This is a genomic window from Streptomyces sp. NPDC002138 (assembly GCF_040296485.1).
Lineage (GTDB): Bacteria > Actinomycetota > Actinomycetes > Streptomycetales > Streptomycetaceae > Streptomyces.
The window spans coordinates 127,585-153,797 of sequence record NZ_JBEOXE010000002.1; the positions used below are offsets into that span (position 1 = coordinate 127,585).

26 protein-coding genes are annotated in these 26,213 nt (G+C 70.8%); 6 read left to right on the plus strand and 20 right to left on the minus strand.

Translation table 11 applies throughout. The features are described from left to right. Nucleotides 1-41 precede the first annotated feature (41 nt). Nucleotides 42-386, minus strand: coding sequence for an Rv1322 family protein (locus tag ABT084_RS01655; protein WP_351037640.1), 345 nt, complete (start codon nucleotides 384-386; stop codon nucleotides 42-44). Between the two features lie 220 nt (nucleotides 387-606). Here ABT084_RS01655 and ABT084_RS01660 point away from each other — a divergent pair, with 220 nt between their 5' ends. Then, complete coding sequence (locus tag ABT084_RS01660) at nucleotides 607-1,647, plus strand: LLM class flavin-dependent oxidoreductase (RefSeq protein WP_351037641.1); 1,041 nt, start codon at nucleotides 607-609, stop codon at nucleotides 1,645-1,647. A gap of 99 nt (nucleotides 1,648-1,746) precedes the next feature. Here the strand turns inward: ABT084_RS01660 and ABT084_RS01665 are convergent, their stop codons facing one another. After that, nucleotides 1,747-2,139, minus strand: a complete 393-nt coding sequence (locus tag ABT084_RS01665; protein WP_351037642.1) for an SCO5389 family protein — start codon at nucleotides 2,137-2,139, stop codon at nucleotides 1,747-1,749. 220 nt (nucleotides 2,140-2,359) lie between these two features. Here ABT084_RS01665 and nucS point away from each other — a divergent pair, with 220 nt between their 5' ends. After that, entirely contained in the window at nucleotides 2,360-3,031 is a 672-nt protein-coding gene (gene nucS, locus ABT084_RS01670) for an endonuclease NucS (protein ID WP_351037643.1), read from the plus strand. Between the two features lie 74 nt (nucleotides 3,032-3,105). On the opposite strand, the gene ABT084_RS01675 is transcribed toward nucS, so the two are convergent. The 3 genes from ABT084_RS01675 to ABT084_RS01685 all read right to left on the minus strand — a co-directional run bounded on the left by ABT084_RS01675 (nucleotide 3,106) and on the right by ABT084_RS01685 (nucleotide 7,100). Further along, the gene (locus tag ABT084_RS01675) at nucleotides 3,106-5,430 is read right to left on the minus strand and encodes a P-loop NTPase family protein (RefSeq protein ID WP_502968814.1); all 2,325 of its coding nucleotides are present in this window, start codon (nucleotides 5,428-5,430) and stop codon (nucleotides 3,106-3,108) included. Between the two features lie 328 nt (nucleotides 5,431-5,758). Continuing rightward, nucleotides 5,759-6,082 carry an STAS domain-containing protein gene (locus ABT084_RS01680; protein ID WP_351037645.1) on the minus strand — a complete coding sequence of 108 codons (324 nt, stop codon included), beginning with the start codon at nucleotides 6,080-6,082 and terminating at the stop codon, nucleotides 5,759-5,761. A 169-nt stretch (nucleotides 6,083-6,251) separates the two neighbouring features. Continuing rightward, the gene (locus tag ABT084_RS01685; protein ID WP_351037646.1) at nucleotides 6,252-7,100 is read right to left on the minus strand and encodes a 3-hydroxyacyl-CoA dehydrogenase family protein; all 849 of its coding nucleotides are present in this window, start codon (nucleotides 7,098-7,100) and stop codon (nucleotides 6,252-6,254) included. Nucleotides 7,101-7,291: 191 nt separating this feature from the next. Between ABT084_RS01685 and ABT084_RS01690 the strand changes: the two genes are divergently transcribed. Continuing rightward, nucleotides 7,292-7,864 carry a cob(I)yrinic acid a,c-diamide adenosyltransferase gene (locus tag ABT084_RS01690; protein WP_351037647.1) on the plus strand — a complete coding sequence of 191 codons (573 nt, stop codon included), beginning with the start codon at nucleotides 7,292-7,294 and terminating at the stop codon, nucleotides 7,862-7,864. A gap of 21 nt (nucleotides 7,865-7,885) precedes the next feature. Here the strand turns inward: ABT084_RS01690 and ABT084_RS01695 are convergent, their stop codons facing one another. Beyond that, the gene (locus ABT084_RS01695) at nucleotides 7,886-8,464 is read right to left on the minus strand and encodes a hypothetical protein (protein WP_351037648.1); all 579 of its coding nucleotides are present in this window, start codon (nucleotides 8,462-8,464) and stop codon (nucleotides 7,886-7,888) included. Between the two features lie 168 nt (nucleotides 8,465-8,632). Here ABT084_RS01695 and ABT084_RS01700 point away from each other — a divergent pair, with 168 nt between their 5' ends. The 3 genes from ABT084_RS01700 to ABT084_RS01710 all read left to right on the plus strand — a co-directional run bounded on the left by ABT084_RS01700 (nucleotide 8,633) and on the right by ABT084_RS01710 (nucleotide 12,693). Further along, nucleotides 8,633-9,958: a sensor histidine kinase gene (locus ABT084_RS01700; protein ID WP_351037649.1), complete on the plus strand. Its 1,326-nt coding sequence runs from the start codon at nucleotides 8,633-8,635 to the stop codon at nucleotides 9,956-9,958. Then, complete coding sequence (locus ABT084_RS01705) at nucleotides 9,955-10,623, plus strand: response regulator (protein WP_351037650.1); 669 nt, start codon at nucleotides 9,955-9,957, stop codon at nucleotides 10,621-10,623. The genes ABT084_RS01700 and ABT084_RS01705 overlap by 4 nt, the downstream gene beginning before the upstream one ends. A gap of 90 nt (nucleotides 10,624-10,713) precedes the next feature. Continuing rightward, nucleotides 10,714-12,693, plus strand: a complete 1,980-nt coding sequence (locus ABT084_RS01710; protein WP_502968808.1) for a glycosyl hydrolase family 18 protein — start codon at nucleotides 10,714-10,716, stop codon at nucleotides 12,691-12,693. A 143-nt stretch (nucleotides 12,694-12,836) separates the two neighbouring features. Here the strand turns inward: ABT084_RS01710 and ABT084_RS01715 are convergent, their stop codons facing one another. The 14 genes from ABT084_RS01715 to ABT084_RS01780 all read right to left on the minus strand — a co-directional run bounded on the left by ABT084_RS01715 (nucleotide 12,837) and on the right by ABT084_RS01780 (nucleotide 26,201). Beyond that, complete coding sequence (locus ABT084_RS01715) at nucleotides 12,837-13,283, minus strand: DUF2550 domain-containing protein (protein ID WP_351037651.1); 447 nt, start codon at nucleotides 13,281-13,283, stop codon at nucleotides 12,837-12,839. 129 nt (nucleotides 13,284-13,412) lie between these two features. Then, complete coding sequence (locus ABT084_RS01720; protein ID WP_351037652.1) at nucleotides 13,413-13,787, minus strand: F0F1 ATP synthase subunit epsilon; 375 nt, start codon at nucleotides 13,785-13,787, stop codon at nucleotides 13,413-13,415. 129 nt (nucleotides 13,788-13,916) lie between these two features. After that, on the minus strand, nucleotides 13,917-15,359 hold the full coding sequence (gene atpD / locus ABT084_RS01725; protein ID WP_351037653.1) for a F0F1 ATP synthase subunit beta: 1,443 nt from the start codon (nucleotides 15,357-15,359) through the stop codon (nucleotides 13,917-13,919). Beyond that, nucleotides 15,359-16,276, minus strand: a complete 918-nt coding sequence (locus tag ABT084_RS01730) for a F0F1 ATP synthase subunit gamma (RefSeq protein ID WP_351037654.1) — start codon at nucleotides 16,274-16,276, stop codon at nucleotides 15,359-15,361. Before ABT084_RS01730 ends, atpD begins: the two co-directional genes overlap by 1 nt. Before the next feature lie 20 nt (nucleotides 16,277-16,296). Then, nucleotides 16,297-17,892, minus strand: coding sequence for a F0F1 ATP synthase subunit alpha (gene atpA / locus ABT084_RS01735; RefSeq protein WP_351037655.1), 1,596 nt, complete (start codon nucleotides 17,890-17,892; stop codon nucleotides 16,297-16,299). A gap of 130 nt (nucleotides 17,893-18,022) precedes the next feature. Next, entirely contained in the window at nucleotides 18,023-18,838 is an 816-nt protein-coding gene (locus ABT084_RS01740; RefSeq protein WP_351037656.1) for a F0F1 ATP synthase subunit delta, read from the minus strand. Then, complete coding sequence (locus ABT084_RS01745; RefSeq protein ID WP_351037657.1) at nucleotides 18,835-19,383, minus strand: F0F1 ATP synthase subunit B; 549 nt, start codon at nucleotides 19,381-19,383, stop codon at nucleotides 18,835-18,837. Before ABT084_RS01745 ends, ABT084_RS01740 begins: the two co-directional genes overlap by 4 nt. A 38-nt stretch (nucleotides 19,384-19,421) precedes the next feature. Beyond that, a complete protein-coding gene (locus tag ABT084_RS01750) occupies nucleotides 19,422-19,667 on the minus strand; it encodes an ATP synthase subunit C-like protein (RefSeq protein WP_351037658.1) in 246 nt (81 codons plus the stop codon). 82 nt (nucleotides 19,668-19,749) lie between these two features. Then, the gene (atpB, locus tag ABT084_RS01755; RefSeq protein WP_502968809.1) at nucleotides 19,750-20,568 is read right to left on the minus strand and encodes a F0F1 ATP synthase subunit A; all 819 of its coding nucleotides are present in this window, start codon (nucleotides 20,566-20,568) and stop codon (nucleotides 19,750-19,752) included. Nucleotides 20,569-20,796: 228 nt separating this feature from the next. Then, nucleotides 20,797-21,243: a Cg1360 family ATP-synthase-associated protein gene (locus tag ABT084_RS01760; RefSeq protein ID WP_351037659.1), complete on the minus strand. Its 447-nt coding sequence runs from the start codon at nucleotides 21,241-21,243 to the stop codon at nucleotides 20,797-20,799. 260 nt (nucleotides 21,244-21,503) lie between these two features. Next, nucleotides 21,504-22,823 (minus strand): MraY family glycosyltransferase, encoded by a 1,320-nt coding sequence (locus tag ABT084_RS01765; protein ID WP_351037660.1) that lies wholly within the window; start codon nucleotides 22,821-22,823, stop codon nucleotides 21,504-21,506. 116 nt (nucleotides 22,824-22,939) lie between these two features. Then, complete coding sequence (glyA, locus tag ABT084_RS01770) at nucleotides 22,940-24,172, minus strand: serine hydroxymethyltransferase (RefSeq protein ID WP_351037661.1); 1,233 nt, start codon at nucleotides 24,170-24,172, stop codon at nucleotides 22,940-22,942. A gap of 746 nt (nucleotides 24,173-24,918) precedes the next feature. Continuing rightward, nucleotides 24,919-25,557, minus strand: coding sequence for an arsenate reductase/protein-tyrosine-phosphatase family protein (locus ABT084_RS01775; RefSeq protein ID WP_351037662.1), 639 nt, complete (start codon nucleotides 25,555-25,557; stop codon nucleotides 24,919-24,921). Further along, complete coding sequence (locus tag ABT084_RS01780; RefSeq protein ID WP_283448545.1) at nucleotides 25,554-26,201, minus strand: L-threonylcarbamoyladenylate synthase; 648 nt, start codon at nucleotides 26,199-26,201, stop codon at nucleotides 25,554-25,556. The genes ABT084_RS01775 and ABT084_RS01780 overlap by 4 nt, the downstream gene beginning before the upstream one ends. Nucleotides 26,202-26,213 lie beyond the last annotated feature (12 nt).

Sequence of the window (26,213 nt, forward strand, 5' to 3'; positions counted from 1 at the left end):
CCGACGGCCGGCAGGCCGTTGGCCGCCGGTACGCCCGCCGGTCAGTACTTGGGAGCGTTACGGGACCGCTGCACCCGCGAGGTGCGGCGGTCCTTCGCGTTCCAGCAGGCCTTGTGCCAGTGCCTGCGGTCGTCCACGCCGCCGTACTCGGGCCAGGCCACCAGGTGCGGGGTGCCGGAGGGGATCTCCTGGTCGCAGCCGGGGCAGCGGTAGCGCTTGCCCGCGGCGCTCGCGCCCGCGACGTGCCGGACCTTCCACTCCTCGCCCTGGTACTCCTCCGTGCGCTCCAGGCCGTACCGCTCCAGCCCCGGGCCGCGGCCCGGGTCCGCGTCCGGTCGATCGGCTGGGTTCTCGCCGCCTCGGGGGCGGTTGTGGCGCGGTGACACGTATACCTCACGGATCAGCGAACGGGCAGGACTTTTCTCCAGACTACGCGCAGCGAGCCCGGGTACCCGCAGGGTGGCCGAAGACGATTCCCCGACAATCCCAATAACTTTCCTGTCAGGCCGTGCCTTTGGCACGTGTCAGACGTTGTTGCCAGCAGACGGTGTCTCACGAAACCGGTCCACCTGGGGAGGCCGCGTCAGCCGCGAGGAGGAGAAGGCGATGCGCGTAGGAGCGTTTGTACTGGGGGCCCAGTTCCCCGGCCAGGGGCCGGGAGAGGCCCTCCACAGGGCGGTGCGGACCGCCGAAGTGGCCGAGGAGGCCGGACTGGACTCGGTCTGGGTGGCCGAGCACCACTTCGTCCCGTACGGGGTGTGCCCCTCGGCGGTGACCCTGGCGGCCCTGCTGCTGGGGCGGACCCGGCGACTGCGGGTGGGGACGGCGGTGAGCGTGCTGCCGAACGCGCATCCGGTCGCCCTCGGGGAGCAGGCCGCCCTGCTGCACCTCACCTCGGGCGGCAGGTTCACCCTGGGGGTGGGCCGGGGTGGGCCCTGGGTGGACCTGGAGGTGTTCGGCGGCGGCCTCGAGGCGTACGAGCACGGCTTCCCGGCGGCCCTGGACCTGCTGCGGCGGTGGCTGACCGAGCCGCGCGTGGGGGTCCCGGCGGGCCCCGGGGAGCGGTACGGCTTCCGCGAGGTGGCCGTCGTACCGCGCCCGTCGGAGTCCCTGGACGAGGACGGAAAGGGACCGGAAGTGATCGTCGCGTGCACCTCTCCCGCGTCGGTCCGCCTCGCCGCGGAGCGGCTGCTGCCGATGCTGCTCGGCATGCACTGCGGGGACGAGGACAAGGCGGGGATGGTCGCGCTGTGGCGGGAGGCGGCGCTGGCCGCCGGGCACCCGCGGGAGCGGGTCCTGACCGCGGAGCACGTGTCGGCCGGGGTCTGCCAGCTGGCGGACCGCACGGCGGACGCGCGGGAGACCCTGCTCAAGGCGATGCCGGGGTGGCTGAAACAGGGGCTGGACGCACATGTGACGGTGGACGGCCGGGTCCGCGCGATGCGCGATCCCGTCGCGTACACGGAGCTGCTGTGCGAGCTGCACCCCGTGGGCACCCCCGAGCTGGCGGCGGACCGGCTGGCGGCCACCTCCGCGCGCACCGGGATCACCCGCTTCGCGCTGCTGACCGAGGGCTCCGGTGACCTCGCGGGCACCGAGGAGAACGTACGGCGCCTGGGCGTCGAGGTCCTGCCGCTGCTCGGCTGAGCCCGCGCCCTCCCCCTCCCCCGGCGCCGGGACTGTGGCTGCCGCTCCGGTATCAGTCGCACCTCCCACGATACGGAGCGGCAGCAAAGTACTAAGTCACTAACAGTCCCGCAGTTCCGGCGACTGGTTGAGCAGCTGACCCCTGATGGACGTGAACTTGGCCAGCCGGTCGTCCACCGAGGCATCCAGCGGGAACACCGCCACACGGTGGCAGTTCTGGAATGCCAGACGCACCCCGAAGTGCCGCTGCAGCGCACCGCGTATCGCATCACTCGCGAGCGCGCGCAGCAGCTGGCCACGCGCCTGCTCGTTCGGCGGCGGTGTCTGGTTGTCGGCGAACTCGCCGCCGTCAACCTTGAGTTGGGCCACCAACGAACTGATCATCTCCCACGCGAAAGGCAGGGAGGTCCGGACGCAGTCGACGAAGGCGGCTTCGTCGACCTCGCCTCGCTCGGCCTGTTCAAGTAGGGCCGGTGAGACGTCGAGCGACATGGGTTCTCCTCTCGCGACCCCGGCCGTTTGGTGACCGGAGTCTTACGGGCAGGGAAGGGAAACCGCGACGCAGCGTGCACGCACGACGACCTCCCGCTCACCACGGTAGGCGCCCGGGGGGTACCGCACCAGGAGAATGCGCATACAACGCGCCATCCACGAACGGGGCTTTCGGGGGCGAATCGCGTGGAGGCGGGTCGGTCGAGTAGCGTTGCCGACCATGCGTCTCGTCATTGCCCGCTGCTCCGTCGATTACGCGGGCCGGCTCACCGCCCATCTGCCCTCGGCACCCCGTCTGATCCTCGTGAAGGCCGACGGCAGTGTCTCGATCCACGCGGACGACCGGGCGTACAAACCGCTCAACTGGATGTCCCCGCCCTGCACCCTCAAGGAGGGGAGCGGGGACGAGGCGGGCGTCTGGACCGTCGTCAACAAGGCGGGCGAGAAGCTCATCATCACGATGGAGGAAGTCATCCACGACTCCTCCCACGAGCTGGGCGTCGACCCCGGCCTGATCAAGGACGGCGTGGAGGCCCACCTCCAGGAGCTCCTCGCCGACCGGATCGAGACCCTCGGCGAGGGCTTCACGCTGATCCGCCGCGAGTACATGACGGCGATCGGCCCGGTGGACATCCTGTGCCGCGACGCCTCGGGCGCGACGGTCGCCGTGGAGATCAAGCGGCGCGGCGAGATCGACGGCGTGGAACAGCTCACCCGCTACCTGGAGCTGCTGAACCGCGACCCGCACCTCGCGCCGGTCCGCGGTGTCTACGCGGCCCAGGAGATCAAGCCCCAGGCGCGCGTGCTGGCGACGGACCGCGGCATGGAGTGCCTGATCCTCGACTACAACGCGATGCGCGGCATCGAGGACGACAAGCTGCGCCTCTTCTGACGACACCCGGCCTTCACCCGAACGCCCCCTCCCGCCGATGGCGGAAGGGGGCGTTCGCGCGTCCCGGCGCGGACTCAGGGCGTGGCGGCGGGCGGGGAGAGCTGGGTCGTGGTGGGCGGCGGGGTGGTCGCGGCGTTCGAGGGCGAGGGGGAGGCCGGCGGCGAGGCCGGGGGCGACGTGCCGGGGGCGGGGGAGGACGCCGAGGGTGAGCCCGGAGTCGTCGGCGGCTTGGAGACCGGGCGGCGGGAAGGCCCGGTCCCGGGGGCCGGGGCCGACGCCGAGCCCGGGGCCGGGCCGGAGGGGGCCGGTCCCGAGGCACCCGGGGACGCGGGCGCGGAGGCGCTGCCGGACGGGGGCGCGTCGGTGCCGGTGGCGGTGCCCGGGGACGCGGGGGCGGGTGCAGGATCGTTCCCGCTGGTGTCCGGCGCGGAGGACGACGGGTTCGGCGAGGTGCCCCGGTGCTCCGGGGCCGCCGTGTCGCTCGAGCTGATCGCGAAGCTCACCGCCGTACCGAGGGCCAGCACCGCGAGGACGCCGCCCGCCGCCAGGGCCGCGGGCCGGCGGTGCCACTGCGGGACCGCGGCCGCCGTGGGCCGCGTCATCGGCACGCGTACGGTCACGGGCGCGGGCGCGGGCTTCGCGTCCAGCGGGAAGGTCTCCTCGAAGGCCGCCGCCGGGGGCACCACGGGCACCGGCTCGACGCGCACGAGGGGGAAGGCCTGGGTCGGCGCCTCCGCCCCCACCGGAGCGGGGGCTTCCAGCCGCAGCGGGGGCGAGAGGGCCGGGCCCGCCGCCTCCCGGTCCGTGACCAGGGCCAGGGCCCTGCGGCCCGCGACCGTGCCGCGCTTGTCGGCGAGGGCGCCCCGCAGCCCGTTGGAGGTCTCCAGTTCGGCGCGGGCCCGGTCCAGTCGGCCGCCGCACAGCGCGAGGACGCCGAGTTCGTGGTGGAAGTACGCCTGTTCCGCGACCTCCCCCGCCGTCCGGGCGGCCTCGGCCCCGGCCCGTAGCACCCGTTCCCAGGCGCCCCAGTGCAAGGAGGCGGCGAAGGCGGGCGCGGCGGTGCGGGCGAGCAGGACGGCGGCCACCACGTCGGCGCCCGCGAGGGCCGCGAGCACCGCGTCCCCCTCGGCCGCCACGCGCTCGGGGGTCACCGACGCATGGCCGGTCCACCAGGCGTAGTGCCGGGCCGCGGTCAGCGCCTCGCCGGAGGCGCCGAAGCCGGATTCGGCGAGCTGGCGGGCCACTCCGGCGGCCAGCCGGTAGCGGCTCCCCGCGGCCGTCAGCAGCCCGCAGGCCAGCAGCTCCGCGACCGCCGCGTCCGCGTGGGTGTCCCCCACCAGTGCGGGCAGGTGCGCGGGGTGCGGCATCTCGCCGTCGAGGGCGCACGCGAACCGCAGCGCGGCCCGCGCCGACTCGCTGACCCGCGAGGCCAGCAGCTCGGCCGGGGCGGCGCCCTCGGCGAGCGTCGGCAGCGGGACCTGCGCGGCGTCCCGGGACCGCTCCTCGAAGACGCCGGGCTCCTCGCCGTCGGCGTCCTCGGCGTTCAGCTCGTCGCGCCGGCGCAGCAGCCCGCCCGCCTGTACGAAGCGCAGCGCGAGCCCCTCGGAGGCGAAGCGCAGGTCCCCCGCCCAGGCGGACTCCAGCTCGGTGAGCGGCCGGCCGACGGCGATCTCCAGGAGTTCCGTGCACGCGGCCCGGCCCAGCCCGCCGAGGAAGATCTCCTCCAGGTGCGAGCGGTCCGAGGGGGCGGGAGTGTCCGGGGTCGCGGCCAGCAGCCAGGCGCATTCGGGGGTGGCGCGCAGCAGCTCCTCCAGCGCGGCGCCGCCGAAGTCGAGGTCGTCGAGGAGGACGACGGCGCCGATCTGGCCGACCAGCTGGAGCAGTTCGGCGCGGGCGGGGCGCTCGGGGAACCGCTCCGAGGGCGCGTAGACCACGGAATACAGCGCGTACAGCAGCTCGGTGGGGGTCTGCCGGTGCCCGGAGAGCCGGACGACACCGTCGGGCGCCAGGTCCGCGCAGTCCTCGGCCACGGCGTCGAGCAGGACGGTACGGCCCGACCCGGAGGGGCCGGTGAGCCGTACGGAACGCCCTCGTCCGAGCAACCGGGCGAGACGCTCGCGCTCCTCCTCGCGCTCCAGCAGCGGCAGGACGGCCAATGGGGCGCCCGGAGGCGCCGGAGGCCGCCCGGCGGCGTCCAGGGCGTCCCGTGAGGCCTTGTCACGACGCTGCGGACCCTCGCCCTCCGCATCACCCGGACGCCGAGCCTCGATCTCGCTCCCGTCGACGGGATTGACCGTCAGAAGATAGTCACCGACGGCAAGCCGGACGACCCGAGCGGGCCCGACCACCGGCGAAGAGGTATCGGGCACACCCTCATCCACAACGGACTGCCCCTGCATACGGTCCATGACCAAGTCCCCCGATCGCGTCGTGCGCCGTCGTCCCGCCCGGCCTTCGCACACGCCGCTGCCGCTACTGGTCCGGTTTCGCCCGAACCCTAGACCGTGTCCGGCCGTCCCGAAACCTCAGGGGTGCCATCCCGCCCGGACCGTTACGTTTCGCCCCACGGAGTCCCCCTCGTCCACCCCGGCCGCACCCCGCGGGTTCCGGGTGGGACGGGGACCCGCGGGAGTGTCCCCGCAGGCCGAGCGGGTCACCCCTGCCGCATGTTCCGACCGCCCGCACCCCCACCGGCCCGCACACACCCCGCCCCCACGGGACCCCACGTCACACCCGAGGAAGCGATTCCGCTTCCAGCCCGCCCTCGATCGCGAGGATCCGATGCAGCCGGGTCGCCACGAGCAGCCTCTGCATCTGCGGCGGCACCCCCCGCAGCACCAGCCGCCGCCCGGTCCGCCCGGCCCGCCGGTGCGCGCCCATGATCACGCCGAGCCCGGTCGCGTCCCACGAGTCGAGACCGGTCAGATCGAGCACGAGGTCCCCGACGCCGTCGTCCAGGGCGGAGTGGAAGGCCGTACGGGCGTCCGCCGCGCTGCGCACGTCGAGGCGGCCCCCGACTGCGAGTTCGGCGTGGTCGCCCCTGATGTGCATGTGTGCTCCCGGCAGTGCGGCGTTCGTCTGGTCCGATGGGGCCGTGGTCGGCAACTCTCACTGCAACTGACTGCCGTACGGGCAGGGAAGTTGCCGACCGTGAGCGAACCGATACCTAATTCACCCCGACGGGTGAGGGCATTCGAACGGTGTCGCCCGTGCTGTGCGCTCAGTGCTTGTAGAAGCCCTGCCCGCTCTTGCGGCCGATGTCACCCGCGTCCACCATCCGGCGCATCAGCTCCGGCGGCGCGAACTTCTCGTCCTGCGACTCGGTGTAGATGTTGCTGGTGGCGTGGAGCAGGATGTCCACACCCGTCAGGTCGGCCGTGGCCAGCGGCCCCATGGCGTGCCCGAAGCCCAGCTTGCAGGCGATGTCGATGTCCTCGGCGGAGGCCACGCCCGATTCGTACAGCTTCGCGGCCTCGACGACGAGCGCCGAGATCAGACGGGTCGTCACGAATCCGGCGACGTCGCGGTTGACGACGATGCAGGTCTTGCCGACGGACTCGGCGAACGCGCGGGTCGTGGCGAGGGTCTCGTCGCTCGTCTTGTAGCCGCGCACCAGCTCGCACAGCTGCATCATCGGGACGGGCGAGAAGAAGTGCGCGCCGACGACCCGCTCCGGACGCTCCGTCACGGCCGCGATCTTCGTGATCGGAATGGCGGAGGTGTTGGAGGCCAGGATCGCGTCCTCGCGCACGAGCTTGTCGAGCGCGCGGAAGATCTCGTGCTTGACCTCGAGCTTCTCGAAGACCGCCTCGACGACGATGTCGGCGTCGGCGACCGCGTCCAGGTCGGTGCTCGTGCGGATCCGGCCCAGCGCCGCCTCGGCGTCCTCGGCGCTCATCCTGCCCTTGGCGACGAACCGGTCGTACGAGGCCTTGATCCCGTCGGTACCGCGGGTCAGCGCGGCGTCCGTGACGTCGCGCAGGACGACGTCCCAGCCCGCCTGTGCGGAGACCTGCGCGATCCCCGAACCCATGAGTCCGGCACCGATGACGGCGAGCTTCCCAGCCACTTCACACCCCACGTTCTTCCATACGGCCCAGTCACGGCCCGGTCTCGTAGCCTCTTCGGCGGAGAGTAGCGTCCGGGACGGGTCCGATGACCGGGAAGTAACACGCGTCACGTCTCAGATGACGGACATCACACCGGGACGGCTCAGCACTCCGGCGGGGCCGCGCAGTTGACCCGAACTAGGCTGACCGCATGGTGAACCTCACGCGCATCTACACCCGTACCGGCGACAAGGGCACGACCGCCCTCGGCGACATGAGCCGTACCGCCAAGACCGACCTGCGGATTTCCGCGTACGCCGACGCCAACGAGGCCAACGCGGCCATCGGGGCGGCGATCGCGCTCGGGGCGCTCGCCGAGGACGTCGTGAAGGTGCTGGTCCGGGTGCAGAACGACCTGTTCGACGTGGGCGCGGACCTGTGCACGCCGGTGGTGGCGGAGCCGGAGTACCCGCCGCTGCGGGTGGAGCAGTTCTACGTCGACAAGCTGGAGGCGGACTGCGACACCTTCAACGAGGAGCTGGAGAAGCTGCGCAGCTTCATCCTGCCCGGCGGCACCCCCGGCGCGGCCCTGCTGCACCAGGCGTGCACGGTGGTCCGGCGCGCCGAGCGCTCCACCTGGGCGGCCCTGGAGGTGCACGGCGACTCGATGAACCCGCTCACCGCCACCTACCTGAACCGGCTCTCCGACCTGCTGTTCATCCTGGCACGGACGGCCAACAAGGAGGTCGGGGACGTGCTGTGGGTGCCGGGCGGCGAGCGCTAGGCAGCATCGGGAAGGGGCGTCCTAGAACCAGCTGCCGGTACGTTCCCGCGGGGCCGGTGCCGCCTCGGCGGCCGGGGCCTTGCGGGGCCAGAGCGTGTACGTCGCGGCGATGATCCCGTGGATCCCGGTCACCCGCAGGGCGACGGCCTGCCAGCCGCGCAGCGGCTCGGCCGCCGCCGCGTCGCCGACGTACCAGACCGCGAGCTGGAGCAGCCCGAGGGCGACGGCCGCCGCGACGAGCGTGCGCAGCCACAGCTTCCACTCGTGCAGCGCGCGGGCCTTGCCGTGAAGGGCGCCGGGCGGCTTGGGGCCGCCGCCGAAGCGGTGGGCGGCGTGGCCGTCGAGCCACTTCACCGTGTAGTGGCCGAATCCGACGGTGTACCCGATGTAGAGGGCGGCCAGGCCGTGGGTCCAGGTGGGCTCGGCGCCGTTCTTGAGGTCCAGGACGGTCGCGACCAGCAGGACCAGTTCCAGCAGCGGCTCGCAGAGCAGCACGGCCGCGCCGAGCCGGGGCTTCCGGGCCAGGTAGCGCAGGGCCAGTCCGGCGGCCAGCAGCACCCAGAAGCCGACCTCGCAGGCGATGATCAGTGCGACCAGCACGGGAGTCTCCTCGTCCCTCGGTTCTTGCCTCGTCCTGCCTTCCAGCCTCCCGGCCGCCGCAGGCCGGCGCGTCGTCGGCGGTGACGAACCGCGACTGCATCCTTCGATGTAGTCGGCATCCGGCGCCCGGCCGAGGCCCCGGGCCCCGCCACCCTGTTGGATGGACCCGTGACCCCGACGATCCCCCGCCCGCACCGCGACGACGTGCTGCTCGCCGTGATCAGCGTGTCCGTGGGCGTGCTGCTGTGGGCCCTCGGTGTGCACAGCAACCAGACCCGGCACCTGCTGCCCGACTGGGCCGCCCTGGTCCCGCTGGTGTGCCTCGGCGCGATGGAACTGCTGCGCCGCTCCGCGCCCCGCGTGACCCTCGCCATCGGCACCCTCGGGATCATCGCCGACCAGTTCACGGTGGGCAGCCTGGCCACCGTGGTGATCTTCACGGACCTGATGTACGCCGCCGTGGTCTACGGCAAGCCCGCCATGGCCCGGCGGCTTCCGGTCACCACCGGCCTGATCACCGTCGTCGCCACCATCGCCGCCGTGGCCTGGCTGCGCACCCCGCAGTCCCTGCTCATCGGCGCGGTCACCGGCCTCGTCTGCTTCGCGCCCGCGCTCACCGGGGCCACCCTGCGCAATCACCGCGAGGCCGCGGTGGCCGCGCGGCTGCGGGCGGAGCAGACCGCGCTGCTGGCCGAGATGGACCGTAGCCAGGCGGTGGTCGCCGAGCGCGCGCGGATGGCCCGCGAGCTGCACGACATGGTCGCCAACCACCTGTCGGCGATCGCCATCCACTCGACCGCCGCGCTCTCCATCGACTCCCCCGCCACCAGCCGCGAGGCCCTCGGGGTGATCCGCGAGAACAGCGTCCAGGGGCTGGCCGAAATGCGTCGGCTGATCGGACTGCTGCGCGAGGCGGGGGCCGAGCGGGAGGCCGTCGCGGTGCCCTCACTGGACGGCCTGGAGGCGCTGATCGAGCAGGCCCGTACGAACGGCTCCGCGAGCGGACTGGACTTCGTCCTGTACGACGACCGGGCGCCCGCCGGGGAGCGGGGCGAGCCGCTGCCCGCACCGGTGGAGCTGGCGGCGTACCGGATCGTTCAGGAATCCCTGACGAACGCGGTCAAGCACGCCTCCCCCGGCACGGTCACGGTCCGGGTGACCCGCTCGGCCGGCCTGCTGAGCATCGGCGTGGACTCTCCGCACGGGGGCGGGACGGCCGGACCGCGCGCACCCGGGTCCGGGGCCGGGCTGGTGGGGATGCGCGAGCGGGCGGAGCTGCTGGGCGGCAGCTTTCACGCGGGTACGGAGGGGACGGACGGTATGGAGGGGACGGACAGGGTGGGCGGGACGGACCGGATGGGCAGGACGGACAGGGTGGGCGGGACGGACCGGATGGGCAGGACGGATGCGACGGACGGTGTCGGTGTGACGGACGGGACGATGTGGCGGGTGCGGGCGGTCCTGCCCGCCGAGGAGAAGGCGGCGCGGACATGACGGCACGACCCATCCGGGTGGTGGTGGCCGAGGACCAGGGCGCGGTGCGGTCCGGGCTGGTGCTGATCCTGCGCAGCGCCGGTGACATCGAGGTGGTGGGCGAGGCGGCGGACGGGCTGGAGGCGGTCCGCCTGGCCCGGGAGCTGCGGCCGGACGTGGTGCTGATGGACGTACAGATGCCCCGGCTGGACGGGGTCTCGGCGACCCGCCGGGTGGTGGCCGAGCGGCTGGCGGACGTCCTGGTGCTGACCACCTTCGACCTGGACGAGTACGTCTTCGGGGCGCTGCGCGCGGGCGCGTCGGGGTTCCTGCTGAAGAACGCGGAGGCCGGGGAGCTGATCCAGGCGGTCCGCACGGTCGCGCGCGGGGAGGGGCTGATCTCCCCCGCGGTGACCCGGCGGCTGATCGCGGAGTTCGCGGCTCCGACGGCGGCCCGCTCCGCCCTGCCGCCCGAGGCGGCCGCGGCCGTGGAGTCGCTGACCCGGCGCGAGCGGGAGGTGCTCGGCTGCCTGGGCGGGGGCCTGTCCAACGCGGAGATCGCGGTCCGGCTGGAGATGGCCGAGGCGACGGTGAAGACCCATGTCAGCAGGCTGCTGGGGAAGCTGGAGCTGCGCAGCCGGGTCCAAGCGGCCGTATTGGCACAGGAGTTGGGCATCGCGCACTGACTTCTTGTGCGTGGCTGGAGTGGAGGTCTGGACCTCTTGACGGTTGGTCCAGACCTTTCTAATCTCACCGCAACACTGTGGTGAGCGTGCATGACAAAGCGTGCTCACGGGCGGCGCAGGTCCCACCCCCATGCCGGGAGTCGACGCCAGCGGCTCCGGCGGACCTTCGGAGGAGCACCCTTGAGCACAGCACACGCGTCACGTCCCGCACCCCCACCCCGGCAACGGCGTCCGCACCGGCTGCTGCGCAGACTCGCCGCGACCGTGGCCGCCTTCGCCCTTCCCCTCGCCGGGCTGGTCGGCCTCGCGAGCACCGCCCAGGCCGCCACCGCCGCGACGGCGACCTACACCAAGGTCTCCGACTGGGGCTCCGGCTTCGAGGGCAAGTGGACGGTGAAGAACACCGGCACCACCACGCTCAGCAGCTGGACCGTCGAGTGGGACTACCCGGCCGGCACCTCGGTCACCTCGGCCTGGGACGCCACCGTCACCAGCTCCGGCACCCACTGGACCGGCAAGAACGTCGGCTGGAACGGCACCCTCTCCCCCGGCGCCAGCATCAGCTTCGGCTTCAACGGCGCGGGCGCGGGCGCCCCCAGCGGCTGCAAGGTCAACGGCGGCTCCTGCGACGGCGGCACCACGCCCCCGGCCGACGCTCCCCCCACCGCTCCCGGCACCCCCACGGCCGGCCCGGTGGGCGACACCTCGGTGAGCCTGAGCTGGACCCCGGCCACCGACGACAAGGGCGTCAAGAACTACGACGTCTACCGCGGCTCCGCCAAGATCGCGACCGTGACGGGCACGAGCTACACCGACACGGGCCTGACCAAGGGCACGACGTACGGCTACAGCGTCACCGCCCGCGACACCATCGACCAGACCGGGCCCTCCTCGGGCACCGTGACGGTCACCACCACGGGCGGCGACCCGGGCCCCGGGCCCGGCCCCGGCCCCGGCTCCAAGGTGCAGCTCGGCTACTTCACCAACTGGGGCGTCTACCAGCGCAACTACCACGTGAAGAACATCGTCACGTCCGGTTCGGCGAGCAAGCTCACCCACATCAACTACGCCTTCGGCAACGTCACCGGCGGCAAGTGCCAGATCGGTGACGCCTACGCCGACTACCAGAAGACCTACGACGCGGCGAGCAGCGTCTCCGGCGTCGCCGACACCTGGGACCAGCCCGTCGCCGGTAACTTCAACCAGCTGCGCGAGCTGAAGAAGAAGTACCCGAACATCAAGGTCCTCTGGTCCTTCGGCGGCTGGACCTGGTCCGGCGGCTTCGGCCAGGCCGCGGCCAACCCGGCCGCCTTCGCCGACTCCTGCTACAGCCTGGTCGAGGACCCGCGCTGGGCGGACGTCTTCGACGGCATCGACATCGACTGGGAGTACCCGAACGCCTGCGGCCTGTCCTGCGACACCAGCGGCGCCGCGGCCCTGAAGAACGTCCTCTCCGCACTGCGCGCCAAGTTCGGCGCGAACAACCTGGTCACCGCGGCCGTCACGGCCGACGGCTCGGCGGGCGGCAAGCTGGACCTCGCCGACTACGGCGCGGCCGCCGCGTACGTCGACTGGTACAACGTGATGACCTACGACTTCTTCGGCGCCTGGGACGCCAAGGGCCCGACCGCCCCGCACTCCCCGCTCACCTCCTACAACGGCATCCCGATCGCCGGGTTCAACAGCGACGCCGCGATCCAGAAGTACAAGTCCAAGGGCATCCCGGCCAACAAACTCAACCTCGGCATCGGCTTCTACGGACGCGGCTGGACCGGGGTCACCCAGGACGCCCCCGGCGGCGCCGCCACCGGCCCGGCTCCGGGCACGTACGAACAGGGCATCGAGGACTACAAGATCCTCAAGAACAGCTGCCCGTCCACCGGCACCATCGCGGGCACCGCCTACGCCAAGTGCGGAAGCAACTGGTGGAGCTACGACACCCCGGCGACCATTGCCGGAAAGATGGGCTACGTGAAGAACCAGGGCCTGCGCGGCGCGTTCTTCTGGGAGTTCAGCGGAGACACCAGCAACGGCGAGCTGCTCACCGCGATCGACAGCGGCCTGAGGTAGCGGCCCGGCGCACCACGTACGAAGCCGGGTGACGGGGTCCGCCCCCCGTCACCCGGCTTCTTCATGCCGTACGGCGTTCCTACGCGACGTTCACCCTCCCCCAGACTCCGTCCGGGGGTACCCCCGTTCAACGGGCAAGGAGTTCAGGCCACATTTACCCGTTGGCCGGGAGGCGCGGCCTCCAGCCAGGCGAGGAATCCGGTCAGCGCGTCCTCGCTCATCGCCAGCTCCAGCCGGTCCTCGCGGTGGCGGGCGCCGAGCACGATGGCGTCGGAGAGCAGGGCCAGCTCCTCCTCGCCCTCCGGGGCGCGCCGGGACAGCACCTCGATCGCGGAGCGCTCCAGCACGCGGCGCGGCCGGGGAGAGTACGAGAACACCCGGAACCACTCGATCCGGTCACCGCCGTAGCGCGCGACCCCGTACACCCAGCCCTTGCCGGAGACGTCGGGGGCATCGGAGACACCCCAGCGCACACTGCAGTCGAAGGTGCCGCCGGAACGCTGGATGAGCCGCCGGCGCAGCCCGAACACAAACAGCCCGATCACCACCAGGGCTACGACCAGGCCGCTCACAAGCAGAGCGAGGAGCATCTTCACCGACCTCCTCGCTCATCGAATTCGGAAAACCAAAAACGGACCCGCATCGCCTCAGCCGCGACCCGGTCCGGAAAATTCCGGAACGGGCCGCGGCTGAGGAATCACACTCCTGTGGTGTCGGGGTCAGCGCCCCGTCACCGCGCGCAGCCGGACATCGGCGCGACGCTCGGAGGCGTTGTCGGCCTCCGACTTCGCGCGCTCCAGTGCCCGCTCCGCACGCTCGACGTCAATCTCGTCGGCGAGCTCGGCGATCTCGGCCAGCAGGGACAGCTTGTTGTCCGCGAACGAGATGAAACCGCCGTGCACCGCGGCGACGACAGTGCTGCCGTCACTGGTGCGGATGGTCACCGGGCCCGATTCCAGCACACCGAGAAGCGGCTGGTGACCGGGCATGACGCCGATGTCGCCGGACGTGGTGCGGGCAACAACCAGGGTGGCCTCGCCGGACCAGACACTACGGTCCGCCGCGACCAGCTCGACGTGCAGCTCAGCAGCCAAGGTGGCTCCTCGGGTCACCACCCGGCGGGAAAGCCGGGTGTTGGGTCAAATTCTAATGGGCGTGGGCAGGGGGACGGGACGCACCCGCCCCCCTGCCGTCAATCAGCTGTGCTCACGAGGAGCCCGGCTTCAGGAGACGCCCAGCTCCTTGGCGTTGGCCTTGAGGTCCTCAATGCCACCGCACAGGAAGAACGCCTGCTCGGGGAAGTGGTCGTAGTCACCGTCGCAGATCGCGTTGAACGCGGTGATCGACTCGTCGAGCGGAACGTCCGAACCGTCGACGCCGGTGAACTGCTTGGCGACGTGCGTGTTCTGCGACAGGAAGCGCTCGACACGACGGGCACGGTGGACAACGAGCTTGTCCTCCTCGCCCAGCTCGTCGATACCGAGGATCGCGATGATGTCCTGGAGGTCCTTGTACTTCTGCAGGATCCCCTTGACGCGCATCGCCGTGGCGTAGTGGTCCGCCGCGATGTACCGCGGGTCGAGGATGCGGGACGTCGAGTCCAGCGGGTCCACGGCCGGGTAGATGCCCTTCTCGGAGATCGGACGGGAAAGAACCGTCGTCGCGTCGAGGTGGGCGAAGGTGGTGGCCGGAGCCGGGTCGGTCAGGTCGTCCGCGGGGACGTAGATCGCCTGCATCGAGGTGATCGAGTGACCGCGGGTCGAGGTGATGCGCTCCTGCAGCAGACCCATCTCGTCAGCCAGGTTCGGCTGGTAACCCACGGCGGACGGCATGCGGCCCAGAAGGGTCGACACCTCCGAACCGGCCTGGGTGTAACGGAAGATGTTGTCGATGAAGAAGAGCACGTCCTGCTTCTGCACATCGCGGAAGTACTCCGCCATGGTCAGACCGGCCAGCGCGACGCGCAGACGGGTGCCCGGGGGCTCGTCCATCTGGCCGAAGACGAGCGCCGTCTTGTCGATGACGCCGGAGTCGGCCATTTCCTCGATGAGGTCGTTGCCCTCACGGGTACGCTCACCGACGCCCGCGAAGACCGACACACCGTCGTGGTTGTTGGCGACGCGGTAGATCATTTCCTGGATCAGAACGGTCTTGCCGACACCGGCACCACCGAACAGACCGATCTTTCCACCCTTGACGTACGGGGTGAGAAGGTCGATGACCTTGACGCCGGTCTCGAACATCTCCGTCTTCGACTCGAGCTCGTCGAAGCGCGGGGCCTTGCGGTGGATCGGCCAGCGCTCGGTGACCTCGGCGTTCGCCTCGGGGTAGTTCAGCACCTCGCCCAGGGTGTTGAACACCTTGCCCTTGGTGAAGTCACCGACGGGGACGGTGATGCCCTCGCCCGTGTCGGTCACCGCGGCCTGGCGGACCAGACCGTCGGTGGGCTGCATCGAGATGGTGCGGACCACGCCGTCACCCAGGTGCTGGGCGACCTCGAGGGTCAGCGTCTTGAGCTTGCCGTCCTCGGCCGGGTCGGCGACCTGGACCTTGAGGGCGTTGTAGATCTCGGGCATCGCGTCGACGGGGAACTCCACGTCGACGACCGGGCCGATGACCCGGGCGACGCGGCCCGTGGCGGCGGCCGTCTCAACAGTGGTCGTCATTACTTGTCACTCCCCGCGGTCGCGTCTGCCATGGCGCTGGCGCCACCGACGATCTCGCTGATTTCCTGGGTGATTTCGGCCTGGCGGGCCGCGTTGGCAAGCCGGGAGAGGCTCTTGATGAGATCCCCGGCGTTGTCGGTCGCCGACTTCATCGCGCGGCGGCGGGCGGCGTGCTCGGAAGCGGCCGACTGCAGCAGTGCGTTGTAGATGCGGCTCTCGACGTAGCGCGGCAGCAGGGCGTCGAGGACGTCCTCCGCCGACGGCTCGAAGTCGAACAGCGGAAGGATCTCGCCCTTCGCACCGTCCTCTTCCTGAACCTTGTCGAGGCTGAGCGGCAGCATCCGGCCGTCCACCGCGTTCTGCGTCATCATCGACACGAATTCCGTGTAGACGATGTGCAGCTCGTCGACGCCGCCCTCGGCCGTTTCCGTCTGGATGGCCTCGATCAGCGGCGCCGCGACGCGCTTGGCGTCGGCGTAGGCCGGGCTGTCGGTGAAGCCCGTCCACGACTCCGCGACCTTGCGCTCGCGGAAGCCGAAGTAGGCCACACCCTTACGGCCGACGATGTAGGTGTCGACCTCCTTGCCCTCGCCGCGCAGCCGCTCGGTGAGCCGCTCCGCCTGCTTGAGGGCGTTCGAGGAGTAGCCGCCGGCCAGACCGCGGTCGCTCGTGATGAGCACGATCGCGGCACGGGTCGGCGCCTCGACCTCGGTGGTCAGGGCGTGCTTGGTGTTCGAGCCGGTCGCCACCGCGGTCACCGCACGGGTGAGCTCGGTGGCGTACGGCATCGATGCCGCCACCTTGCGCTGCGCCTTGACGATGCGCGAGGCGGCGATCATCTCCATCGCCTTGGTGATCTTCTTGGTCGCCGTGACGGCACGGATGCGACGCTTGTAGACCCGGAGCTGCGCTCCCATGAGTCAGGTCCCTTCCGTCGTCACTTGGAGACGTTGACGGCCGGTGCGTCCTCGCCCAGCAGCTGGCCGTCCGAGGTCTCGAACTGCCGCTTGAAGTTGGCGATGGCGTCACCGATCGAGGTGAGGGTGTCGTCCGACATCTTGGCGCCCTCGGCGATGGAGGTGAGGAGGTCCTTGCGCTCGCGGCGCAGGTGCTCCAGCAGCTCCGACTCGAAGCGACGGATGTCGTTGACCGGGACGTCGTCCATCTTGCCGGTGGTGCCGGCCCAGACGGAGACGACCTGCTCCTCGACGGGCATCGGCTGGTACTGGCCCTGCTTCAGCAGCTCGACCAGGCGCTTGCCGCGCTCCAGCGAAGCCTTCGAGGCGGCGTCCAGGTCGGAACCGAAGGCGGCGAACGCCTCCAGCTCGCGGTACTGGGCGAGGTCCAGACGCAGACGGCCGGACACCTGGCGCATGGCCTTGTGCTGGGCGCTGCCACCGACGCGGGAGACCGAGATACCGACGTTCAGCGCCGGGCGCTGGCCCGCGTTGAACAGGTCGGACTCCAGGAAGCACTGACCGTCGGTGATGGAGATGACGTTGGTCGGGATGAACGCCGACACGTCGTTCGCCTTGGTCTCGACGATCGGCAGACCGGTCATCGAACCGGCGCCCATCTCGTCGGAGAGCTTCGCGCAGCGCTCGAGCAGACGCGAGTGCAAGTAGAAGACGTCACCCGGGTAGGCCTCACGGCCCGGCGGGCGGCGCAGCAGCAGCGACACGGCGCGGTAGGCGTCGGCCTGCTTCGACAGGTCGTCGAAGATGATCAGGACGTGCTTGCCGGCGTACATCCAGTGCTGGCCGATGGCGGAACCGGTGTACGGCGCCAGGTACTTGAAGCCGGCCGGGTCGGACGCCGGGGCGGCGACGATCGTCGTGTACTCGAGCGCGCCGGCCTCTTCCAGGGCGCCGCGAACGGACGCGATGGTCGAGCCCTTCTGGCCGATGGCGACGTAGATGCAGCGGACCTGCTTGTTCACGTCGCCCGAGCGCCAGTTGTCGCGCTGGTTGATGATCGTGTCGACGGCAAGAGCGGTCTTGCCGGTCTGACGGTCACCGATGACCAGCTGACGCTGGCCACGGCCGATCGGCACCATCGCGTCGATGGCCTTGTAGCCGGTCTGCATCGGCTCGTGGACCGACTTGCGGACCATGACGCCGGGGGCCTGCAGCTCGAGGGCGCGGCGGCCCTCGGTCGCGATCTCGCCGAGGCCGTCGATCGGGTTGCCGAGCGGGTCGACAACGCGGCCGAGGTAACCCTCGCCGACGCCGACGGAGAGCACCTCACCGGTGCGCTGCACCGGCTGGCCCTCCTCGATACCGCTGAACTCGCCGAGGACGACCGCACCGATCTCGCGCTCGTCGAGGTTCAGGGCGAGACCGAGGGTCCCGTCCTCGAACTTCAGCAGTTCGTTCGCCATGGCGGAGGGCAGGCCCTCCACCTTCGCGATGCCGTCGCCGGCAACGCTGACCGTTCCGACCTCCTCGCGCGAGGCCGCGTCCGGCTGGTACGACTGGACAAAGTTCTCCAGTGCGTCCCGGATCTCCTCCGGCCGGATCGTGAGCTCCGCCATCTGGGTTCCCTGCTCTCCTTGTTGGGCCTGAAGCTTCTTAGGGGTCTGGGGGCGACCCCCAGGAATCTTCTGCAAGTTCTGCACGGCCCAACCGGGCCGCTAGGACTACATCGTTCTTTTGGTCGGCTGGTCAGCCGGCCATGCGGCGGGACGCCTCGCTGAGGCGGTCCGCGATGGTGCCGTCGATGACCTCGTCGCCGACCCGCACCACGATCCCGCCGAGGACCGTCGGGTCCACGTCGAGGTTCAGGTGCATCTCGCGGCCGTACAGCTTGGCCAGCACCGCGCCGAGACGCTGCTTCTGCACGTCGCTGAGCGGAACCGCCGTGGTCACCGTGGCGACCCTGCGGTTGCGGCGCCCGGCGGCGAGCGTGGAAAGGGACTCGAGTCCCGCTTCCAGGCTACGTCCACGCGGGTGCGTGACAAGTCGCTCGACCAGGCGCTCGGTGACGGCGTTCGCCTTGCCACCGAGCAGGGTGTGGAGCAGCTGCTTCTTGGCGGCGGCGGTGGCCGACCGGTCGGTCAGCGCGGCGCGCAGCTCGGTGCTCGAGGACACGATCCGGCCGAACCGGAACAGCTCGTCCTCGACGTCGTCGAGCCCGCCCGCCTGCTGGGCGCCGGTGAGGTCGGCGGTGTCCGCCAGCTCCTCGAGGGCGTCCACCAGGTCACGCGACCGCGACCAGCGGGACCGGACCATGCCGGACAGCAGGTCGAGGGTTTCCCCTCCCACCTGGCCGCCCAGCAGACGGCCGGCCAGCTCGGCCTTGGCCTCGCCGGACTGCGCCGGGTCCGTGATGACCCGACGCAGCGAGACCTCGCGGTCGAGCAGCACGGTGACGGCAGCCAGCTCACCGGCGAGCTTCGTCGCGTCGACGGACGTGTTGTCCGTCAGCGCGTCGAGACGCTCGCGCGCGGCGGCCAGTGCCTCGCGGCTCGATCCGCTCATCGGGCCGCCTCGGCCTTCTCCTCGAGCTCGCTGAGGAAACGGTCGATCGTGCGGCTCTGCCGGGCGTGGTCCTCGAGGGACTCGCCGACGAGCTTGCCGGCCAGGTCGGTGGCGAGCTTGCCCACGTCCTGACGCAGCGCCTGAGACGCGGCCTTGCGGTCGGCCTCGATCTGGGCGTGACCGGCAGCGATGATCTCCTCACGCTGCCGCTGGCCTTCTGCGCGCAGTTCTTCCTTGAGCGCAGTGCCCTGCTCCAGCGCGTCCTGGCGCAGACGCGCGGCCTCGTGCCGGGCTTCGGCGAGCTGGGCCTTGTACTGCTCCAGCACGCTCTGAGCCTCGCTCTGAGCGGCCTCAGCCTTCTCGATACCGCCCTCGATCGCCTCGCGACGCTCTTCCAGAACCTTGTTGATGGTCGGGAGGAGCTTCTTCCAGAAGAAGAAGAAGACGATGGCGAAGGCGATGGCGCCGATCAGCAGCTCGGGGCCGGCGGGAACGAGCGGGTTCTGCTCTTCCTCGGCCGCCAGCTGAACCAGGTTGGCGATCACATCAGTGCCTTTCGTCGACAGTGGTCAGTAAGAAGTGATTACTTACCGAACACGAACGGCATAACGATGCCGATGAGAGCGAGCGCCTCACAGAAGGCGAAGCCGAGGATCTGGTTGGCGCGGATCAGGCCGGCAGCCTCGGGCTGACGGGCGAGAGCCTGCGTGCCGTTACCGAAGATGATGCCGACGCCGACGCCGGGGCCGATGGCCGCGAGGCCGTAGCCGATGGAGCCGACGGAGCCGTGGACACCAGCTTCAGCAGCAAGGTTCTGGAGAGCGGACATGCCGGTTCTTCCTTCTCTTTCACGGACCGATGGGGGTTGGCCATCGGGCGACTTGGGGTAATGCGGGGGCGGCGGGATTGCCTCAGTGCTGCTCGGCGAGAGCGCCCTGAATGTACGAGCAGGCCAGCAGTACGAAGACGTACGCCTGGACGGCCTGCACGAAAAGCTCAAAGAGGATCATGACGACGGTCATGACGAAGGAGACTCCGGCAGCCGGAATCATGAAGCTGCCCATCAGGTACCAGGAGGCGACCGTGAACATGACCAGCATCAGGTGGCCCGCGAACATGTTCGCGAACAGTCGGACGGCGTGGGTGAACGGCCGGACCAGAAGGTTCGAGAAGAACTCGATGACCATCACGAGCGGCAGGACCCCGCCGAGCGACTTGTCGTAGCCCGTCACGTTCTTCCAGAAGCCGACGAAGCCGTGCTTCTTGAAGGTCAGCGAGACCCAGACGACGTACACGATCGCCGCGAGGACCATCGGGAAGGCGATGACCGACGACACCGGGAACTGCGCGAGCGGAATCACGGACCAGATGTTCATGATCCAGATGAAGAAGAACAGCGAGACCATGAGGGGGACGTACTTCTCGCCCTCACGCTTGCCGAGCGTCTCGTAGACGATGCCGCGGCGGACGAAGTCGTAACCCGCCTCACCGATCATCTGAAGCTTCCCGGGCACGACCTTCGCCTTGCCGAACGCCGCCCAGAAGAAGGCGACGACGATCAGGGAGGTGATCAGCGCAAGCAGCATCACCTTGTTGAACTCATACCCGCCGACCGTGAAGAGCGGCTTGAAGAGGAAGGAGTTCAGGCCCGGAGCGGGAAAGCCACAGCCGTTGTCAGACAGGATGCGGCAGCTCCAGTCAAAGGCGAGCTGGTTCTGTTCAGCACTCACCGCGGGCTCCTTCAGCGTGGCGCATAGGTACGGCAACCTCGTTGTGTCGGCGCGGCGGACAGCCGCGGTTCGGCACGGGACTGGTCATACGGATGTGGGGGCGGCAGCTTGCAGGCATTGAGCCTCGCGATTGAGCAGGCGTCAGCTCAGATGTCTGCGCCCGCGATGCCGCAGTTGGCACCGGACGATAGCAGGATCTCGAACGAGCACTTATTCCGCCCCTACCGTTCACGACGAGGACCCCGTGTTTTCGGGCTTCTCACCCTTGCCGCCCTTGGGGGCTTCGGGCTCGACGTAAAGGATCTTGGCCTTCATGTGTGCGCGGGCCTGCGCACCGATCCAAGCGAGGGTCGCCGCGACGATGGTTGCCGCGAATGCCTTGGGATGGAACAGCGTCGTGTCCTTGAACACGGCGACGAAGACGAAGAGCAGCAGGATCTGGGTCGTGAAGAGCATCAGACCCATTGCCTGGAACAGATAGGGAAACGACCGCGCCGTGCGTTGCAGCACGAGCACGCCGATGCCCATGAAGACGATCACCACCAACGTGGCGACGACGGCGCCGAGGGCTCCCTTGCCGCCCGCGACGACACCGCTGACGACAGCGGCGATCGCGCCGACGGCAGCAGTGGGTACGGCGGTATGCAGAAGGGATCGGGCGTCATCAGACCGCATGGCGCATGGCTCCGCGTGGTGGTGGGGGTTTTCGGGACTCGTGCAGGACGAGCGTAAGCCCGGTCCGAGAGAGAGCCTCGGGCCAATGGACCGTCGCACTACGGTCCTTCGGCTCTGTCGCCGGGTTTAGTGAACGGTATCACAAACTATTTGATGAGAGCTTTACCTGTGAGGTGTGCTCACTGTCACACATGAGAGCTAACCCGCCCGTGTGTGCACGACAGCCAACTGTTCTGTCTGATATAGGGCGTTCGGTCCGGTTACCGGAACCGCGAACGAGGGCCTACGGCGGTCGCGCCGTTGACGCCGGAGACCCCGGCCACGGCCTTCGGCGCCGCTTCCCGGGCCGGCTCGGGCTCTTCGCCCGAGGTGTCCAGGGCGGCCGCCTCCGCCGCGGCCTCGGCCGCGCGCTCGGAGCGCCGGTAGCGGGGCGGGACCAGTCCCTCCGCCCACCGCGGGGCGCGCGGCGTGAACCGCGGCAGCAGGAGCAGTACGAGCCCCACCGCGCTCAGCGCGACGATCATCAGCACGATCCACATCGAGGCGGAGTTCACCGAATACGCCACGGCCCCGAAGGCGATCAGCGCCGACCAGAAGTACATGATCAGGACGGCCCGGCTGTGCGAATGCCCGATCTCCAGCAGCCGGTGGTGCAGGTGCCCGCGGTCCGCCGAGAACGGCGACTGGCCGTTCCAGGTGCGCCGGACGATGGCCAGCACCAGGTCCGCCACCGGGATGGCGATGATCGTCAGCGGCAGCACCAGCGGGATGAAGACGGGCACCATCGCGTGCGTCGCGTTGCGCTCACCACCGGCGAACAGGGCCAGCGCGTCCGGGTCGACCTGACCGGCGATGGAGATGGCGGAGGCGGCGAGCACGAGACCGATCAGCATCGAACCGGAGTCGCCCATGAAGATGCGCGCCGGGTGCATGTTGTGCGGCAGGAAGCCGACGCACATGCCCATCAGGATCGCGGCGAACAGGGTCGCGGGCGCGGCCGCCTCGATCGCGTAGCCGTACCAGATCCGGTAGGAGTACATGAAGAACGCGGCGGAGGCGATGCAGACCAGCCCGGCGGCGAGACCGTCGAGGCCGTCGACGAAGTTCACCGCGTTGATGGTGATGACGACGAGCGCGACGGTGAGCAGATTGCCCTGCCACTGGGTGAGCGAGACCGTGCCGATGCCGGGGACCGGGATGAACAGGATCGTCAGGCCCTGCATGACCATCACGCCCGCGGAGATCATCTGCGCGCCGAGCTTGATCAGGGCGTCGATCTCGAACTTGTCGTCGAGGACGCCGATCAGCCAGATCAGCGCCGCTCCGGAGAGCAGGGCCCGTGGTTCGTTGGACCGCTCGAAGACGCCGTTGAGGTTCGGCAGGTGATCGGCGACGAGCAGGCCGGCGCACAGTCCGCCGAACATCGCGATGCCGCCGAGCCGCGGAGTGGGCTCGCGGTGCACGTCGCGCGCGCGGATCTGCGGCATCGCCCCGGCCGCGATCGCGAACTTCCGTACCGGCCCGGTGAGCAGGTACGTCACCGCCACCGTGACGCAGAGCGTCAGCAGATATTCACGCACGGGCTGCCCCAGATGTATCGCCGGCCATCTCAGCCCCACACATTAGCCGCGATGTCCCCATGAGAGAGGACGCGAGGAGACCCCGAACCGGTTGCACTACCCCCTGCTTGCGGCGGTTACTCCCCGTACGGGGGAAATCCCAGGGCCAGTTCGGCGACGTCGGCCCTGATCCGGGAGGTGTCCCCGCCGGTCACGGCCGCCGTGAACAGGGTGGCGATCCTTGTCATCTCCGCCGCTCCCATGCCCTGGGTGGTCACGGCCGCGGTGCCCAGGCGCAGGCCGCGCTGGTCTCCGTACGGCAGGGCGCAGGTGTCCAGCACCATGCCCGCGGCGGCCAGGCGGCCCCGGGCGGCGGGGCCGTCGATGCCGAGGGGGGCCGGGTCCGCGGTGATCAGGTGGGTGTCGGTGCCTCCGGTGGTGATCGCGAGGCCGCGGGTGCGGAGGCCTTCGGCCAGGGTGCGCGCGTTGGCGACGACCCGGTGGGCGTAGGTGGTGAAGGCCGGGGTCGCGGCCTCGCCGAAGGCGACGGCCTTGGCGGCGATGGTGTGCATCTGGGCGCCGCCCTGGGTGAAGGGGAAGACGGCGCGGTCGATCCGCTCGGCGAACTCGGCACCGCACAGGATCATTCCGCCGCGGGGGCCGCGCAGCACCTTGTGCGTGGTGGCGCAGACGACGTCCGCGTACGGGACCGGGCTCGGGGCGGCGCCGCCGGCGACGAGCCCGATGGGGTGGGCCGCGTCCGCGATCAGGAACGCGCCGACCTCGTCGGCGATCTCGCGGAAGGCCGAGTACTCGGGGTGGCGGGGGTAGGAGATCGAGCCGCAGACGATCGCCTGGGGGCGGTGGGTGCGGGCCAGCTCCTGGACCCGGAGGTAGTCGATGAGGCCGGTCGCGGCGTCGACGCCGTAGCCGACGAAGTCGAACCAGCGGCCGGAGATGTTCGCCGGTGAACCGTGGGTGAGGTGGCCGCCGTACGGGAGTCCCATGGCCAGGACCGTGTCGCCGGGGCGCAGCAGCGCGGCGTAGGCGGCCAGGACGGCGGCGGAGCCGGAGTGCGGCTGGACGTTGGCGTGCTCGGCCCCGAACAGGGCCCTGGCGCGCTCCACGGCGATCCGCTCGGCCTGGTCGGCGTACTCGCAGCCGCCGTGGTGGCGGGCGCCGGGGTAGCCCTCGGCGTACTTGTTCGCGAGGGCGGAGCCGAGGGCCGTGAGGACGGCGGCGGAGGTGAAGTTCTCGGCGGCGATCAGCTGCAGGCTGTCGGCCTGACGGCGCGCCTCCCCGGCGAGGACGTCGGCCATCTGCGGATCCTGGCGGCGCAGGGTGTCCGTCGGCTGGGTGATGACGCTCATGGCGCGACTCCGACGCGGTGGATGGACCGGGTACCGCCACTCTAGGCCCGCGAACCCCATCCCGCCTTTCCTGCCCGTGGGGCGTGGGGGCCGCGCGGCCCCGCCACGGCGCGCGCCTACCTCAGCCTCCGCCGCCGCCTCAACCGCCGGACGGACCGCCCTCGCCTCCGGCGCCGCCTCAACCTTCGGGGGCCACCCTCGCCTCCGGCGGCGCCTCAACCCTTCGCGGGGCCACCCTCGCCTCCGGCGGCGCCTCAAACGCCGGCGGGGCTGATTTCGCCCCAGCCAAACACCGTCCCAACCCGGGGCGCGGCCCCGGCAACCGCCGCCCGGGCCAACGGTTCGCCTCCGGCGGCGCCTCAAACGCCGGCGGGGCTGATTTCGCCTCCGCCCCGCTCAACGCCCACTGGCGACCCAGCCCGACCCCGCACCCCACGCCCGCGGACGCAAAGGGGCCCAGCCACACCGAGCCCGCCCGGCGATTGAGGGCCCGCCGGAGGCGACACCGGCCCGCACGGCGCGGCAAAGCTCGGGCTCGCGCGAATCAAGCCCGCCCGGCGATTGAGGGCCGCCGGAGGCGATGGCGGCCGCACGGCGCCGCAGGGACCGGGGCTCGAGCGCATCCAGCCTGCCCGGCGATTGAGGGCTCGGCGAAGGCAGTGGCCTGGCCGTGCAGTGGTTCGGGGGGCAGGGGCCGCGGCAGGGGCGGCGGCGGGCGCCGGGGGTGGGGCAGCCCGGGGTGGGGGTCAGTGGCGGTCGTTGACGCCCGTCAGGGCGGTGACCACCGGGTCCAGCGCCTGCTGGATCTCGTCCCCGATCGAGCGGAAGAACGTGATCGGGGCGCCGTACGGGTCGTACACCTCGTCCGCGTCGGGCGAGGGAGCCAACAGCCACCCCCGCAGCGCCGCGGCAGCCCGCACCAGCGCCCGCGCCCGCTCCGCCATCCCGTCGTCGATCGGCGGCAGCGTGGCCGGGTCTATCGCCCGGACCAGCCGGGTGAACTCCTTGAGCGTGAACGTACGCAGCCCGGCAGAGTGCCCCATCGAGATGACCTGGGCCCGGTGGTCGCGCGTAGCGGTCAGCACCAGGTCGGCGCGTATGACGTGCTCGTCGAGCAGCTCCCGCCCGATGAACCCGCTCGCGTCGGCCCCGAAGTCCGCGAGGACCTCCGCCGCGTTCGCCTCCATGGGCGCACCCTCGTGGCCCCAGGTCCCGGCGCTCTCGACGATCAGCCCGCCGTCGGGCGTCCCGCCCAGCCGGTGGGTCAGGGCATGGCGCGTCAGCCGCTCGGTGATCGGCGAGCGGCACACGTTCCCGGTGCTGACGTGGAGTATGCGGAAGGCGTCCCCCCCGGCCCTTGCTATGCCACGCCCCTCAGGGCTCACGGGGCCACCTCGAGGTCGGGTACGACCTCGCGCAGCTGGTCCGCGGTCAGTGCCCCCTCGCGCAGGAGGACGGGAACCTTCCCGGTGACATCGACGATCGACGACGGCTGGATACCGGGCGTGGGCCCGCCGTCCAGGTACACGGACACGGAGTCCCCGAGCATCTCGCGCGCGGCGTCGCAGTCCTCCGGAGCCGGGTGACCGGTCAGGTTCGCCGAGGACACGGCCATCGGGCCGACCTCGGTCAGCAGCTCGATCGCGACGGGGTGCAGCGGCATGCGCACGGCCACCGTGCCGCGGGTCTCGCCGAGGTCCCAGGCCAGCGACGGCTGGTGCTTGGCCACCAGGGTCAGCGCGCCGGGCCAGAAGGCGTCGACCAGCTCCCAGGCCTGCTCGGTGAAGTCCGTGACCAGGCCGTGCAGGGTGTTCGGCGAGCCGATGAGCACGGGCGTGGGCATGTTGCGGCCCCGGCCCTTGGCGGCCAGCAGGTCGCCGACGGCCTCCGCGCTGAAGGCGTCCGCGCCGATCCCGTAGAGCGTGTCCGTAGGCAGCACGACGAGCTCGCCGCGACGCACGGCGGATGCGGCTTCACGCAGGCCCGTCTTACGGTCCGTCGCGTCGTTGCAGTCGTATCGCCGGGCCATCAGCGGGCCTCC

Excerpts from the sequence above, each read along its gene's own strand:
- ABT084_RS01730 (WP_351037654.1), bottom strand. The coding sequence starts at position 16,276 with ATGGGAGCGCAGCTCCGGGTCTACAAGCGTCGCATCCGTGCCGTCACG.
- ABT084_RS01710 (WP_502968808.1), top strand. The coding sequence starts at position 10,714 with ATGACAAAGCGTGCTCACGGGCGGCGCAGGTCCCACCCCCATGCCGGG.
- ABT084_RS01665 (WP_351037642.1), bottom strand. The coding sequence starts at position 2,139 with ATGTCGCTCGACGTCTCACCGGCCCTACTTGAACAGGCCGAGCGAGGC.
- ABT084_RS01690 (WP_351037647.1), top strand. The coding sequence starts at position 7,292 with ATGGTGAACCTCACGCGCATCTACACCCGTACCGGCGACAAGGGCACG.
- ABT084_RS01680 (WP_351037645.1), bottom strand. The coding sequence starts at position 6,082 with ATGCACATCAGGGGCGACCACGCCGAACTCGCAGTCGGGGGCCGCCTC.
- ABT084_RS01715 (WP_351037651.1), bottom strand. The coding sequence starts at position 13,283 with ATGCTCCTCGCTCTGCTTGTGAGCGGCCTGGTCGTAGCCCTGGTGGTG.
- atpD (WP_351037653.1), bottom strand. The coding sequence starts at position 15,359 with ATGACGACCACTGTTGAGACGGCCGCCGCCACGGGCCGCGTCGCCCGG.
- ABT084_RS01660 (WP_351037641.1), top strand. The coding sequence starts at position 607 with ATGCGCGTAGGAGCGTTTGTACTGGGGGCCCAGTTCCCCGGCCAGGGG.
- ABT084_RS01760 (WP_351037659.1), bottom strand. The coding sequence starts at position 21,243 with ATGCGGTCTGATGACGCCCGATCCCTTCTGCATACCGCCGTACCCACT.
- ABT084_RS01750 (WP_351037658.1), bottom strand. The coding sequence starts at position 19,667 with ATGTCCGCTCTCCAGAACCTTGCTGCTGAAGCTGGTGTCCACGGCTCC.
- ABT084_RS01740 (WP_351037656.1), bottom strand. The coding sequence starts at position 18,838 with ATGAGCGGATCGAGCCGCGAGGCACTGGCCGCCGCGCGCGAGCGTCTC.
- ABT084_RS01705 (WP_351037650.1), top strand. The coding sequence starts at position 9,955 with ATGACGGCACGACCCATCCGGGTGGTGGTGGCCGAGGACCAGGGCGCG.
- atpA (WP_351037655.1), bottom strand. The coding sequence starts at position 17,892 with ATGGCGGAGCTCACGATCCGGCCGGAGGAGATCCGGGACGCACTGGAG.
- ABT084_RS01780 (WP_283448545.1), bottom strand. The coding sequence starts at position 26,201 with ATGGCCCGGCGATACGACTGCAACGACGCGACGGACCGTAAGACGGGC.
- ABT084_RS01675 (WP_502968814.1), bottom strand. The coding sequence starts at position 5,430 with ATGCAGGGGCAGTCCGTTGTGGATGAGGGTGTGCCCGATACCTCTTCG.
- nucS (WP_351037643.1), top strand. The coding sequence starts at position 2,360 with ATGCGTCTCGTCATTGCCCGCTGCTCCGTCGATTACGCGGGCCGGCTC.
- glyA (WP_351037661.1), bottom strand. The coding sequence starts at position 24,172 with ATGAGCGTCATCACCCAGCCGACGGACACCCTGCGCCGCCAGGATCCG.